This window comes from Pseudomonas sp. FDAARGOS_380 (assembly GCF_002591235.1).
GTDB classification, from domain to species: domain Bacteria; phylum Pseudomonadota; class Gammaproteobacteria; order Pseudomonadales; family Pseudomonadaceae; genus Aquipseudomonas; species Aquipseudomonas salmasensis.
This window is the reverse complement of sequence record NZ_CP023969.1, coordinates 4,947,897-4,960,130: the sequence shown is the minus strand read 5'-3', so window position 1 is coordinate 4,960,130 and position 12,234 is coordinate 4,947,897. Positions and strand designations below refer to the sequence as shown.

Sequence of the window (12,234 nt, the reverse complement as noted above, 5' to 3'; positions counted from 1 at the left end):
CCTTCTGCCCGCCACCCCGCGGGCTTTTTTTTGCCTGGGTATCAGAGCCACCAACGCAGCAGATAGAACAGCGCCATGCTCAATAGCACGGTGGTCAATACGCTGCGTGTCCAGTACATCAACGCCACGGCGCAGATCCCGGCCAGCAGGTAAGGGTTGGTCGGGCTCAGGTTGAGCTGATGGTCCGCCAGGAAAACAATCGGCCCGCAGATCGCCGTGAGCATGCCCGGCACGGCGAAGCCCAGAAATTCACGCGCGCCGCGATTGAGCCGCACCGGCAAGCGTGGCTCGATAAACAGGTAACGGTTGAAGAACACCACCAGGCCCATGGCCACAATCATCAGGTAAATCATCGTTGCCCCACTCCCAGCCGCTTGCAGGCAAACCCCGCGCTCATCCCCAATACACCCGAGACCACCACCGCCGATTCCCAGTGCAGATAACTCAACCAGACCGAGCTCAGCAACGCGACCGCCACGCATACCACCGTGGGTACATCGCGCACCACCGGGGTGATCAAGGCGATAAAGGTGGCGGCAATCGAGAACTCCAGCCCCAATTGATCGAGGCCGGGAATGCTCTTGCCCAGCACGATGCCGGCGAGGGTGAAGAGGTTCCAGATCAGGTAAAACGTCAGGCCGACGCCCAGGGCGTACCAGCGATTGAAGGTCTGGCGGTCATAGTGGTTGACCAGGGCGAAGAACTCATCGGTCAACAAAAACCCCAGGCTCATGCGCCAGCGGGTGTTCAGCGAAGACAGGGTAGGACGCATGTGCATGCCATAGAGCAGATGCTGGGAGGTCAGCAGCAAGGTGGTCAGCACAATGGAAATCAGGCTGGCACCGCTCTTGACCATGCCAATGGCTACCAATTGTGCGGCACCGGCAAACACAATGGCGGACAAGCCTTGGGCTTGCAGCGGGGTAAATTGCGCGTCGATGGCCATGGAGCCGGCCAGCAACCCCCAGGGCGCACATGCCAGGGACAAGGGAATGACGGCGATGGCGCCGCGGGTGAAGGCGTAATGAGGTAATGCAGTGGGCATGGAAACGGCTCATCGACAGACAGTCGACAAGCATGCCAGCACCAACGAAGGCGTGTCTTGAACGATCTTGCTCAGGCGAGCTTTACCGACACCTGCTCTACCGAATCTCGCGCTTCGCGCAATTCGTAGGCATCCTGGTTCAGTCGGTGGATGGTATTGAGCAGGCGCTGGCGCAGCACTTCATCGCCGAGTTTTTCCACGGCGCGCATCAGGTCGAACGCCGCGGTTTCGTTATTTTCCGCGACGGAATCCAGGGTCTTGCGCAGGTTGCGGGTGGCTCGGGTCACGCGGGGTCTTCCTTCATCAGCAATGGGCAGGCACGTTAGGACATTTGTGTTTCATTTTAATTTCAAACAGTTGTGGTGGTTTTACAGGCGTTTGATCCATATCAACTGAAACAAGATTTGACCGGGACATACAGAAATACGTATAGACGCACTGCGTCTGAATGCAATGGGCGACAGACCACAACGGGCCAGCCTTGCTGGTGAGCCATCGGAGCTTTTATTCATGCTTGTCGCAATTGCGATTTTCCTCGTCACCATCGTGCTGGTCATCTGGCAACCCAAGGGCCTGGGCGTCGGCTGGAGTGCCACCCTGGGCGCGATCCTGGCGCTGGCGTGTGGGGTGATCAGCCTGGCGGACATTCCGGTGGTGTGGCACATCATCTGGAACGCCACCGGTACCTTTGTCGCGCTGATCATCATTAGCTTGTTGCTGGACGAGGCCGGCTTCTTCGCCTGGACAGCCCTGCATGTGGCGCGCTGGGGCCGTGGCCGCGGGCGGCGGTTGTTTGCTTATATGGTGCTGCTGGGTGCGCTGGTATCGGCGCTGTTTGCCAATGACGGTGCGGCGTTGATCCTGACGCCTATCGTGATGTCGATGCTGCTGGCCTTGCGCTTCTCTCCGGCGGCGACCCTGGCCTTCGTCATGGGCGCAGGGTTTATCGCCGACACCGCGAGCCTGCCGCTGGTGGTGTCGAACCTGGTGAACATCGTTTCGGCAGACTATTTCAAGATTGGCTTCAATGAATACGCCGCGGTGATGGTGCCGGTGAACCTGGTCAGTGTCGCCGCCACGCTCGCGGTGCTGCTGTGGTTTTTCCGCCGGGATATTCCGCAGACCTACGACCCGGCCGACCTGGATGACCCCGCCAGTGCCATCCATGACCGTGCGACCTTTCGCGCCGGCTGGTGGGTGCTGGGTATTCTGCTGGTCGGTTGTTTTGCCCTGGAACCGCTGGGCATACCCATCAGTGCGATTTCGGCGGCCTGTGCGGTGCTGCTGCTGGTAATTGCTGCCAAAGGTCATCAGATTTCCACGCGCAAAGTGCTTAAGGAAGCCCCGTGGCAGATCGTGATTTTTTCCCTGGGCATGTACCTGGTGGTGTATGGCCTGCGTAACGCCGGCCTGACCGATTACCTGGCGACCTGGCTCGACACCTTCGCCACCTACGGCGTGTGGGGCGCGGCCATGGGCACCGGGGTGCTGACGGCGCTGCTCTCCTCGGCCATGAATAACCTGCCGACTGTGCTGATTGGCGCGTTGTCCATCGAGTCCAGCCAGGCCGTGGGCGTGGTCAAGGACGCGATGATCTACGCCAATGTGATCGGCAGCGACCTGGGCCCGAAAATCACGCCTATCGGCAGCCTAGCCACTTTGCTGTGGCTGCACATCCTGGCGCGCAAAGGCATCACCATCACCTGGGGTTACTACTTCAAGGTCGGGATCGTGCTGACCTTGCCCGTGCTGCTGATCACCCTCGCCGCCCTCGCTTTGCGCTTGAGCCTCTAAAGGAGCGCCCCATGAGAGTCCTGTTCATGTGTACCGCCAACAGTTGCCGCAGCATCCTGTCTGAAGCGATGTTCAACCACTTGGCACCGTCGGGCTTCAAGGCGATCAGCTCTGGCAGCTTCCCCAAGGGGCAGGTGTTGCCACGCAGCCTGACCACGTTGCAGGCGGCGGGCATCAGCACTGACGGCCTTTACAGCAAAGGCAATGACGCCTTTGAAGACAGCCCGCCGGATGTGGTCATCACCGTGTGCGATAAAGCGGCCGGTGAAGCGTGCCCAGTGTATTTCGGCCCAGCGGTGAAGACGCATTGGGGCTTGGAAGACCCTTCCGAGGTACAGGGTAACGAGGCGCAGGTAGAGGCGGCATTCAAAGCCACCCTCGACATTATCGCTGCACGCTGCGAGGCGTTTTTTGCGCTGCCCTTTGCGAGTTTATCGTCGGATGAATTGAAGACTGAACTCCACCGCATTGCCTCAACACCACAGCCCTTGTAGGAGCGAGCTTGCTCGCGAAAAATTCATAGACACCGCGCTCATCCAGAAAACACGCGTTATCGTTGACGCTTTTCGCGAGCAAGCTCGCTCCTACAGGGGGCGCTGATTCTGTGGGCAATGCATGGCCAGTGTGGGAGCTGGCTTGCCTGCGATAGCGGTGGTTCAGTTGAAGATTCAGTGACTGACACACCGCCTTCGCGGGCAAGCCCGCTCCCACAGGGGATCTGTGCTAGGCGGTGATTTTGTGGGCAATACATAACCAATGTGGGAGCTGGCTTGCCTGCGATAGCGGTGGTTCAGTTGAAGATTCAGTGACTGACACACCGCCTTCGCGGGCAAGCCCGCTCCCACAGGGGATCTGCGCCGGGCGCTGATTCTGTGGGCAATACACGACCAGTGTGGGAGCTGGCTTGCCTGCGAAAGCGGTGATTCAGTTAAAGATTCAGTGACTGACACACCGCCTTCGCGAGCAAGCCAGCTCCCACAGGGGATCTGCGCCGGGCGCTGATTCTGTGGGCAATGCATGGCCAATGTGGGAGCTGGCTTGCCTGCGAAAGCGGTGGTTCAGTTGAAGATTCAGTGACTGACACACCGCCATCGCGAGCGTTCCTACAGAGGACGTGGTATCCCCCTCCCGGACTGACGTATGCTCTGGCACTTTCTCGAAAGGAGCTGAGTATGCTGTCGATCTTTGTTTATGCGCTGGTATTCGGCTTCGTATTTTGCCTCTCCCCCGGCGCCGTACTGGCAGAGACCCTGCGCCGCGGCTTGCTCCATGGCTTCACACCGGCCTTGCTGGTGCAGTTCGGCTCGCTGGTGGGCGACGCCGTCTGGGCCGTGATTGGCCTCACCGGTATCGCACTGCTGATCCAGCATGATGCAGTGCGGGTACCACTCACAATCATCTGCGCGCTGTACCTGGCCTGGTTGGGCATCCGCAGCCTGATTGATGCCTGGCAGTTGCCCGCAACCGACGACGCCCCTGCCAGCTCAGGCAAAAATGCGTTGGCGGTGGGCGCGGCGATTTCCCTGGCCAACCCTAAGAATATTGTCTACTGGGGCGCTCTGGGCAGCGCACTGTCGGGGATTGTCGGCACCACCCCCAGCCACGGGCAAACGCTGATGTTTTTTGCCGGCTTCATGCTGGCGTCGGTGCTCTCGTGTTTTCTGACTGCCGCCTTGGTAAACCTGCTGCGCAAAAACGCATCACCGACGTGGCAACGCGTGAGTTATGCGGCCTGCGGTTTAGTATTGATCTATCTGGCGCTACTCGCCGCGCAAGGTATATGAAGTTATTCAACCTACAACTTACGCGCGGCTCTTATCTGAACGAACTCTGAACACCGGATAATTTAATTAATCATACGTTGACATTCACTGATGCCCTGAGTAGATTGCCCGTGCCCGCAACTGGGGCCTTTTTTAAACCTCACAAAAGAAGCCAATGGACACAGTATCTAGTCGCTGTCCGAGCACCGCCTCTGCGGGCATCGGGCGCCAAACCCAGAATATGACAGGACTCGCGTTCCAGGTCCGGTAAGCTGCGCTAGAGCTTGATGCTCCACCGTAACTGCCTCACCGGTCGCCCGTCCGGTCCCGAGGTGTGTTATGACCTTCCAACTCCTTGTTTTGCCCGATACACGCACACTGGTGGCCGCCCTGCGCGCCAAGCTGTGCCGAGCACCCGTGGGCTTTTCGCCAACCCGCTCGACCTTTGCCATACCCTCCCCTCAAGTGCGCCCGGCCCCGCCGCTGGCGCACTGGCGTATCAGCCCTGAAAGCGGCCACCTGGTGCAGCACTGGGATCACGCCGACCCTCTAGACCCACAGAGACCCAAGGTTTCCAGCCTGGCGCAAGCGCGCTTGCTGTTCGGTCTTTACCTGAGCGCTCGCGCCGCCTGACCTGGCTGGAAACAACAACTTTCTTATTGATGACCCTGGAGTTCGTTATGAACAGGTCCAGTAGTAGCCCGCTGCACGTTAGTTAATTAACGCGCCGTTAGCGGGCCCTTCAGAAGTTATGTGAACACCTTATTTAAACCGATCGCGAAGTTTGCGGCTCGGCATGCTTTCGCTCGCCTGTCTGCAGGTAAGTACCGGGTATGTTTTGTCGAGAATTGGCGACAGGAGTACAGACAATGAGCGCCGTAAAAAACACGCCTCTGCACAAGAAAAATGGCACCGCCGCCGACACCAAGCTGTCGATGCGTGCCGCCCGTGAAGCCCACAATGGCCTGGCGGCCACCCTCGCCAATGTACGGGCCACCCAGGACGGCCTGACCGAACTGGACGCCTCGGCGCGCCTGCAACGGGAAGGCTATAACGAAGTCGCCCATGACAAGCCGCCGCACGCGATCATCCAGTTCCTGCAGGCATTGAACAACCCGTTCATCTACGTGCTGTTGACCCTGGGCGGCATCAGCTTTGTGACTGACTGCTGGCTGCCGATGCAGGAAGGCGAAGAAGCCGACCCGACCAAGGTCGTCATCATCATGACCATGGTGTTGCTCAGCAGCCTGCTGCGTTTCTGGCAGGAACACCGTTCGGCCAAATCCGCCGAGGCCCTCAAGGCCATGGTGCGCACCACCGCCACCGTGCTGCGCCGCGAGCAGGTTGGCGCCCAGCCCACCTTGCGTGAAGTACCGATGCGTGACCTGGTGGCCGGCGATATCGTGCAGTTGTCTGCCGGCGACATGATCCCCGCCGATATCCGCCTGATCGAGTCCCGCGACCTGTTTATCAGCCAGGCCGTGCTGACCGGCGAAGCCTTGCCGGTGGAAAAATACGACACCCTGGGCGATGTCACGCAAAAATCCGCCTCCACCCTCGCCGCCGACCAGGGCAACCTGCTGGACTTGCCGAACATTTGCTTCATGGGCACCAACGTGGTCAGCGGTCGCGCCAAAGCAGTGGTGGTGGCAACGGGGCCGCGCACTTACTTTGGTTCCCTGGCCAAGGCGATTGTCGGCTCGCGGGTGCAAACCGCCTTCGACCGGGGCGTGAACAGTGTCAGCTGGCTGCTGATCCGCTTCATGCTGGTGATGGTACCCATCGTGTTTTTCCTCAACGGCTTCTCCAAGGGCGATTGGGGCGATGCCTTCCTGTTTGCCCTGGCGGTAGCCGTCGGCCTTACCCCGGAAATGCTGCCGATGATCGTCAGCGCCAACCTGGCCAAGGGCGCTACGGCGATGGCCAAGCGCAAAGTGGTGGTCAAGCGCCTCAATGCGATCCAGAACTTCGGTTCGATGGACGTGCTGTGCACCGACAAGACCGGCACCCTCACCCAGGACAAGATCATCCTCGAGCATCACGTCAATGCCTTCGGCCAGCGCGATGACGCCGTGCTGTCCCTGGCGTGGCTCAACAGCTTTCACCAGAGCGGCATGAAAAACCTGATGGACCAGGCGGTGGTGCAGTTCTCGGAACAGAACCCCAAGTTCCAGGTGCCGTTTGCGTACAGCAAGGTCGATGAATTGCCGTTCGACTTTGTCCGCCGTCGCCTGTCGATCGTGGTCAAGGATGCCGCCGGTGACCAGTTGCTGGTATGCAAGGGCGCGGTGGAAGAGATGCTGAGCATTTCTACCCATGTCATGGAGGCCGGCGAAGCCTTGCCCCTGGATGACCGCCGTCGTGAAGCGCTACTGGCGCTCGCCAATGATTACAACGAAGACGGTTTCCGCGTGCTGGTGGTAGCGACCCGCAATATCCCTAAAGCGCTGGCACGCCAGCAGTACACCACCAGCGACGAACGCAACCTGGTGATCCAGGGCTTCCTGACCTTCCTGGACCCACCGAAGGAAACCGCAGGCCCGGCCATTGCGGCGCTGCAACAGATTGGCGTGGCGATCAAGGTGTTGACCGGCGACAACGCCGTGGTCACCAGCAAGATCTGCCGCGAGGTTGGCCTGGAGCCCGGCCAGCCGCTGCTGGGCGTGGAAATCGAAGCCATGGACGACGCCACCCTGCTGCGCCGCGTGGAAGAACGCACGGTGTTCGCCAAGCTCACGCCGCTGCAAAAATCCCGCGTGCTCAAGGCGCTGCAAACCAACGGTCACACCGTCGGCTTCCTCGGTGACGGTATCAACGATGCGCCGGCGCTGCGCGATGCCGATGTGGGTATTTCGGTGGACAGCGGCACCGACATCGCCAAGGAATCGGCCGACATCATCCTGCTGGAAAAAAGCCTGATGGTGCTGGAAGAAGGCGTGCTCAAGGGCCGCGAAACCTTCGGCAATATCATGAAGTACCTGAACATGACCGCCAGCTCCAACTTCGGCAACGTGTTCTCGGTGCTGGTGGCCAGTGCGTTCATTCCATTCATGCCGATGCTGGCGATTCACCTGCTGCTGCAAAACCTGATGTACGACATCTCCCAGCTGGCCCTGCCGTGGGACAAGATGGACAAGGAATACCTGGCCAAGCCGCGCAAGTGGGATGCGAAAAACATTGGCCGCTTCATGATCTGGATCGGGCCGACCTCGTCGATCTTCGACATCACCACCTTTGCGCTGATGTGGTACGTGTTCGCGGCCAACAGTGTGGAAATGCAGACGCTGTTCCAGTCCGGCTGGTTTATCGAGGGGCTGCTTTCGCAAACCCTGGTGGTGCATATGCTGCGCACCCGCAAGATCCCGTTCTTCCAGAGCACGGCTGCCTGGCCGGTGTTAATGATGACCTGCATCGTGATTGCCCTGGGCATCTACGTGCCGTTCTCACCGCTGGGCACCCTGGTGGGCCTGCAACCGCTGCCGCTGGCGTACTTCCCATGGCTGGTGGGCACCTTGCTGGCTTACTGCTGCGTCGCCCAACTGATGAAAACGATCTACATCCGCCGCTTCAAGCAGTGGTACTGACCCTCCCCGCCGTTCAAACGCAGGCGGCCGCCCGGTCGCCTGCGTGCAATACAAGGATTTACTCATGCGCGTGTTGATCTGTGCAGGTCGTCATTACGCCGACACCAAAAAGTCCCGCCACGTGCTGGACGCTTACCACCGCCTGCGCCCGGTGCAGGTGCTGATCCACGGCGGCAACCAGTTCCTGGGCAGTGAGATTGAGGAATGGGCACGGGAAATCGGTATCGACGTGGTGCGTTACCCACCCAATTGGCAGCGCCACGGCAAACAGGCCGAACGCCAGCGCAACCATTTCATGCTGGCCGATAGCCGCCCCGACCTAATCATCGCCCTGCCGGGTGGTGACGATACCTCGGAGCTGGTCTGCCAGGCCAAAGCCAGCGGCATTTCGGTGCTGACCGTAGAAAGCTGAATTCAAGCGAGGTGCATCATGCACAAAAAATACACGCCGGCGCGCCGCGACGGGTTTACCAAATATCGCGCACGCCACGCTCGCCACACCCTGCTGTTACTGCCGCCAGCAAAGCGCCGTGCATTGCAGCGCAACTTGATCTTTATCGGCATAACGCTAGGCCTGGTCTTTGTCGTCGCGTTGATTTCAAAAGCGCAAGCCGCAGGCGGCGCTTATGTGGTTGATGACGGTGCGATCAACGCGCCGGGGGAATGCAACATCGACGCCTGGTACAGCGCCCAGCGGCACGCGGGCAGTACCCACAACAGCAACGTGTCGCCCGCCTGCACGTTCAGCGCCATGCCTGCCGTGCAATGGGGCGCCGCGTTGTCACGGGCCACGGATGCAGGCAAAGGCGAGACGCAGATCAGCCCGCAAGCCAAGGTGCAGGTGCTGTCACGGCAAGACTTGGGCTTGGAACTGGCGGTTGCTGTCGGGGCGCATGTCGCGCTGGATCGCCATCACGGGTTTGATGGCGCAGACCTGAACATCCCACTCACATGGCAACCCCTGGCGCCCCTGCGCCTGAACCTGAACGCCGGCTGGAGCCACGCCTACAACGACGGTGATCAACAACACCGCCTGACCTGGGGCACGGGGTTCGAATATCAGTTGGCAGACGCGCTCACACTGATTGGCGAGCGCTATGGCCAGGAAGGCGGCGAACAGGCCTGGCAGGCTGGGCCGCGTTTGCACATCGGCGAATTTGTCGACGTGGACCTGCTGGTCGGGCGCAGCCTGATTGGCGATCGCGCCCAGTGGCTGACCACTGGGGCGACGCTGAGGTTCTAGGCTTTGGCCTGCTGCTCCAGATGCACCTGCAATTGCGGGTCGATTTGCAACTGACCGGCCAGGTCGTCGAGGTAATTACGCTCGGCGTCCTGTTGGTCATCGACCAGCATCACGCTCGCCAGGTAAATCTCCGCAGCGATTGCCGGGTCATTGGCATACTCGGCAAAATCGGAGGCATCCAGGGGCTTGGCGACTTCGGCGTCGAGCCACTGCTGCAATTGTGGGTCGTCGGTATGACGGCCGATCTCGGCAGAAATCATCTCCTTCTCTTGCGCATCGATCCTGCCATCCGCCTTGGCCGCCGCGATCATCGCACGCAGTACGCCGTGGCTATGGGCTTCGGCTTCAGGCCCTTCAAGCTGGTCAACGGTCTGGATAGCTTGCTGCGGTGCCGAGGCCTGTTGGCGTTGCCAGGCTTGGTACGCCTGGAACGCCGCCATCCCCAGGGACGCCAGCGCCGCGTAGTTCATCCCACCGCCGCTACGCGTCTGGGCAGTACCACCTACCGGCGCGCCGCCCAACAAGCCACCCAGGCCACCTAATAAACCACCCAAACCGCCGCCCGCCGAAGACGCATTGCCGGTGCCGGCGCCCTTCAACAACCCTCCGAGCAACCCGCCCAGGCCGCCGCCCGAAGCCCCGCCGCCTTGCTGCCCTGCACGCAACAGTTGTTCCAGTAGATCGCTGGTATTCATGGTGTCGCCCTCCGGGGCGCAATAGTGGCGTTGATCAAACATAGTCCTCCCCTGATGGAACACCATGACCGTCGGGCGGGCAAGCTTTATGATGACGCCATCACGCCGACAACGGAGAACCGCGGTGAATCGCATCGAGCATATTGCGTTGATGGCCACCTACAACCAATGGATGAACCGCAAGGTCTACGACGCCGCCAACACCCTGACGCACGCACAATTGACCCTGGACCGCCAGGCGTTTTTCGGCTCGATCCTCGGCACCTTGAACCACCTGATGCTGGGCGACACCGTCTGGCTCAAACGCTTTGCCGAACACCCGGCCAACTTTGCGGCCTTGGCGCCACTCAATGGCATCGCCACGCCCGGCGACCTCAAGCAATTGGCTTTCGCCAGCCTCGCTGAATTATCGGCCCATCGCGCCTGGCTGGATCAACTGATCATCGATTGGGCCAACAGCCTGCACGAGTCCCACCTCGACCAACGCCTGCGCTATCACAACATGCGCGGCCTGGCCGCCGAGAAGCCCTTCTTCGGCCTGCTGGTGCACTTTTTCAACCACCAGACCCACCACCGCGGCCAGGTGACGACACTGCTGAGCCAGGCGGGTGTAGATGTGGGGATCACCGACTTACTGGCCCTTATTGATTGAAGGCCGACAAGGTCAATGTGGGAGCTGGCTTGCCTGCGATTGCAGCGCCGCGGTGTGACAGACATACCTGGTGCCTGCATCGCAGCATAGGTATCTACACAACTTTGCAGACCGTAGCAGCCGACGGTAACCACGATGCGAAGCGAGCCGCTCTTGATCTGCTTTTGATCTTAGGCGCCCCGTTAAACCACGCTGGCCGGAATTCGACAGGGATTTGGGGGGTAAACCGGCAGGGATGCCGGTTTAGCCGCCCCGCGCCATGGATGGCGCGTGGCGGCGGCCCCCCAAATCACTGGCGGATTACGGGCACACCGAGCCTAGGCGAGGTGCCGAGTGGTGGGGCAAGAGCGTTTTGCTTACTTTTGCGCTTTTCAAAAGTGAGCCGCCGTCAGGGCGGAACCCTAGGTGGCCGTTACCTAAATAACGGATATGTACCCGGTCCAACTGTGTTGACTGCCAGGCCGCCTTCGCGAGCAAGCCCGCCCCCACAGTAGAATCGCGGGGTGTCAGGAAGATAGATGTCGGCTGTCAGGCCGCCATCGCAGGCAAGCCAGCTCCCACACTAATCACTTCACCTTGCTGCTCAAATTCTCCACACTGCGCTTCAACTCATCCAGGCTACGCTTGAGCCCGTCGATCTCGCCTTTCTGCCGCTCTATCGTGCTCTTCTGCTCATCCACCGTCCGCTTGAGACTCGACAGCTGGCTGTCACTGCTACTGGCACTCGAACCGTCCTTGCGCTTGAACTCATCAAACGCACGCTCCTGACCTTCCACCTTGCTTTTCAAGCTTTGCAGTTCGCTTTGACTCTGTTTTTGCCCAGCCTGCAGCGCCTCGATAGCACCCACGGAAACACCCGACGGCTTCAACACATAGGCACCGCCCACGTCCATCGAGCCGGCCGTCAACTTGTCTGAAGACGACGCACCAAACTCACCCCACCGCACCGCACTCCCCGCCTGCGCCGGGCTGAACACGGCAGTGCCCAACAAACCCGCCACACCCACGGCCATGATCCAAGCCTGCTTACGGACACTGAGCATCAAACAACTCCTTGGGAAACGCCAAAGTAGCATATCGCTATGACTGTCATTTATGGGGCTTGTTCCTGCGTTGCGTGCGTTCATCAGGACTTGGCACAAAGGCCCTGTAGATCACTGATCTGCCAAGCTTTTTCCTGCGCATCTTTATGCGGGAAAAGCGGCTTGGAGGTTGCGCTGAAGCGGCTGGATCTATATATTCCCAACCCTGTTACACCGCGCTACCGCCCGAATGGCGAAACTGGTAGACGCATGGGACTTAAAATCCCCCGCTCGTAAGGGCGTCCCGGTTCGATTCCGGGTTCGGGCACCATAGATATCAAGGGCTTGCCAGGGAAACCTGGGCAGGCCCTTATCTTTTCCGCTCCGCAATTTAAAACCCCGCTCGCCAATCCCTTCCCCGGCGTCCAGCCAAACA

Annotated in this window: 13 protein-coding genes and 1 tRNA gene; 9 read left to right on the top strand and 5 right to left on the bottom strand. The window is 60.1% G+C overall.

Going from position 1 to position 12,234, the window contains the following annotated elements:
* Nucleotides 1–41: 41 nt before the first annotated feature.
* The 3 genes from CRN80_RS23340 to CRN80_RS23330 form a co-directional block, all read right to left on the bottom strand.
* Nucleotides 42–353 carry an AzlD domain-containing protein gene (locus CRN80_RS23340; RefSeq protein ID WP_098951396.1) on the bottom strand — a complete coding sequence of 104 codons (312 nt, stop codon included), beginning with the start codon at nucleotides 351–353 and terminating at the stop codon, nucleotides 42–44.
* The gene (locus CRN80_RS23335; protein ID WP_014718528.1) at nucleotides 350–1,045 is read right to left on the bottom strand and encodes an AzlC family ABC transporter permease; all 696 of its coding nucleotides are present in this window, start codon (nucleotides 1,043–1,045) and stop codon (nucleotides 350–352) included. Before CRN80_RS23335 ends, CRN80_RS23340 begins: the two co-directional genes overlap by 4 nt.
* A 71-nt stretch (nucleotides 1,046–1,116) precedes the next feature.
* A complete protein-coding gene (locus tag CRN80_RS23330; RefSeq protein WP_003191339.1) occupies nucleotides 1,117–1,332 on the bottom strand; it encodes a hypothetical protein in 216 nt (71 codons plus the stop codon).
* 223 nt (nucleotides 1,333–1,555) lie between these two features.
* Between CRN80_RS23330 and CRN80_RS23325 the strand changes: the two genes are divergently transcribed.
* From CRN80_RS23325 to CRN80_RS23295, 7 genes are all read left to right on the top strand, one after another.
* Nucleotides 1,556–2,839, top strand: coding sequence for an arsenic transporter (locus CRN80_RS23325; RefSeq protein WP_032897175.1), 1,284 nt, complete (start codon nucleotides 1,556–1,558; stop codon nucleotides 2,837–2,839).
* An 11-nt stretch (nucleotides 2,840–2,850) separates the two neighbouring features.
* The gene (locus tag CRN80_RS23320; RefSeq protein WP_098951394.1) at nucleotides 2,851–3,333 is read left to right on the top strand and encodes an arsenate reductase ArsC; all 483 of its coding nucleotides are present in this window, start codon (nucleotides 2,851–2,853) and stop codon (nucleotides 3,331–3,333) included.
* A 678-nt stretch (nucleotides 3,334–4,011) separates the two neighbouring features.
* On the top strand, nucleotides 4,012–4,623 hold the full coding sequence (locus CRN80_RS23315) for a LysE family transporter (RefSeq protein WP_032897173.1): 612 nt from the start codon (nucleotides 4,012–4,014) through the stop codon (nucleotides 4,621–4,623).
* Between the two features lie 318 nt (nucleotides 4,624–4,941).
* Nucleotides 4,942–5,235 carry a hypothetical protein gene (locus tag CRN80_RS23310; protein WP_098951392.1) on the top strand — a complete coding sequence of 98 codons (294 nt, stop codon included), beginning with the start codon at nucleotides 4,942–4,944 and terminating at the stop codon, nucleotides 5,233–5,235.
* Nucleotides 5,236–5,471: 236 nt separating this feature from the next.
* Nucleotides 5,472–8,186, top strand: coding sequence for a magnesium-translocating P-type ATPase (gene mgtA, locus CRN80_RS23305; RefSeq protein WP_098951390.1), 2,715 nt, complete (start codon nucleotides 5,472–5,474; stop codon nucleotides 8,184–8,186).
* 64 nt (nucleotides 8,187–8,250) lie between these two features.
* Complete coding sequence (locus CRN80_RS23300) at nucleotides 8,251–8,598, top strand: DUF2493 domain-containing protein (RefSeq protein WP_003191350.1); 348 nt, start codon at nucleotides 8,251–8,253, stop codon at nucleotides 8,596–8,598.
* 18 nt (nucleotides 8,599–8,616) lie between these two features.
* On the top strand, nucleotides 8,617–9,429 hold the full coding sequence (locus CRN80_RS23295) for a hypothetical protein (RefSeq protein ID WP_032897170.1): 813 nt from the start codon (nucleotides 8,617–8,619) through the stop codon (nucleotides 9,427–9,429).
* Here the strand turns inward: CRN80_RS23295 and CRN80_RS23290 are convergent.
* Nucleotides 9,426–10,124 (bottom strand): tellurite resistance TerB family protein, encoded by a 699-nt coding sequence (locus CRN80_RS23290; protein WP_032897916.1) that lies wholly within the window; start codon nucleotides 10,122–10,124, stop codon nucleotides 9,426–9,428. The two genes, CRN80_RS23295 and CRN80_RS23290, sit on opposite strands and share 4 nt — an antisense overlap.
* 124 nt (nucleotides 10,125–10,248) lie before the next feature.
* Here CRN80_RS23290 and CRN80_RS23285 point away from each other — a divergent pair, with 124 nt between their 5' ends.
* The gene (locus CRN80_RS23285; protein WP_098951388.1) at nucleotides 10,249–10,776 is read left to right on the top strand and encodes a DinB family protein; all 528 of its coding nucleotides are present in this window, start codon (nucleotides 10,249–10,251) and stop codon (nucleotides 10,774–10,776) included.
* Between the two features lie 566 nt (nucleotides 10,777–11,342).
* On the opposite strand, the gene CRN80_RS23275 is transcribed toward CRN80_RS23285, so the two are convergent.
* Nucleotides 11,343–11,819, bottom strand: a complete 477-nt coding sequence (locus CRN80_RS23275; protein WP_098951386.1) for a hypothetical protein — start codon at nucleotides 11,817–11,819, stop codon at nucleotides 11,343–11,345.
* 223 nt (nucleotides 11,820–12,042) lie between these two features.
* Between CRN80_RS23275 and CRN80_RS23270 the strand changes: the two genes are divergently transcribed.
* Nucleotides 12,043–12,129: transfer RNA gene (locus CRN80_RS23270), tRNA-Leu, on the top strand.
* The last annotated feature ends 105 nt before the right edge of the window (nucleotides 12,130–12,234 follow it).

Coding starts and splice junctions, on each gene's coding strand:
- CRN80_RS23340 (WP_098951396.1), bottom strand. CDS start 353: ATGATTTACCTGATGATTGTGGCCATGGGCCTGGTGGTGTTCTTCAAC.
- CRN80_RS23335 (WP_014718528.1), bottom strand. CDS start 1,045: ATGCCCACTGCATTACCTCATTACGCCTTCACCCGCGGCGCCATCGCC.
- CRN80_RS23325 (WP_032897175.1), top strand. CDS start 1,556: ATGCTTGTCGCAATTGCGATTTTCCTCGTCACCATCGTGCTGGTCATC.
- CRN80_RS23320 (WP_098951394.1), top strand. CDS start 2,851: ATGAGAGTCCTGTTCATGTGTACCGCCAACAGTTGCCGCAGCATCCTG.
- CRN80_RS23315 (WP_032897173.1), top strand. CDS start 4,012: ATGCTGTCGATCTTTGTTTATGCGCTGGTATTCGGCTTCGTATTTTGC.
- CRN80_RS23310 (WP_098951392.1), top strand. CDS start 4,942: ATGACCTTCCAACTCCTTGTTTTGCCCGATACACGCACACTGGTGGCC.
- mgtA (WP_098951390.1), top strand. CDS start 5,472: ATGAGCGCCGTAAAAAACACGCCTCTGCACAAGAAAAATGGCACCGCC.
- CRN80_RS23300 (WP_003191350.1), top strand. CDS start 8,251: ATGCGCGTGTTGATCTGTGCAGGTCGTCATTACGCCGACACCAAAAAG.
- CRN80_RS23295 (WP_032897170.1), top strand. CDS start 8,617: ATGCACAAAAAATACACGCCGGCGCGCCGCGACGGGTTTACCAAATAT.
- CRN80_RS23290 (WP_032897916.1), bottom strand. CDS start 10,124: ATGAATACCAGCGATCTACTGGAACAACTGTTGCGTGCAGGGCAGCAA.
- CRN80_RS23275 (WP_098951386.1), bottom strand. CDS start 11,819: ATGCTCAGTGTCCGTAAGCAGGCTTGGATCATGGCCGTGGGTGTGGCG.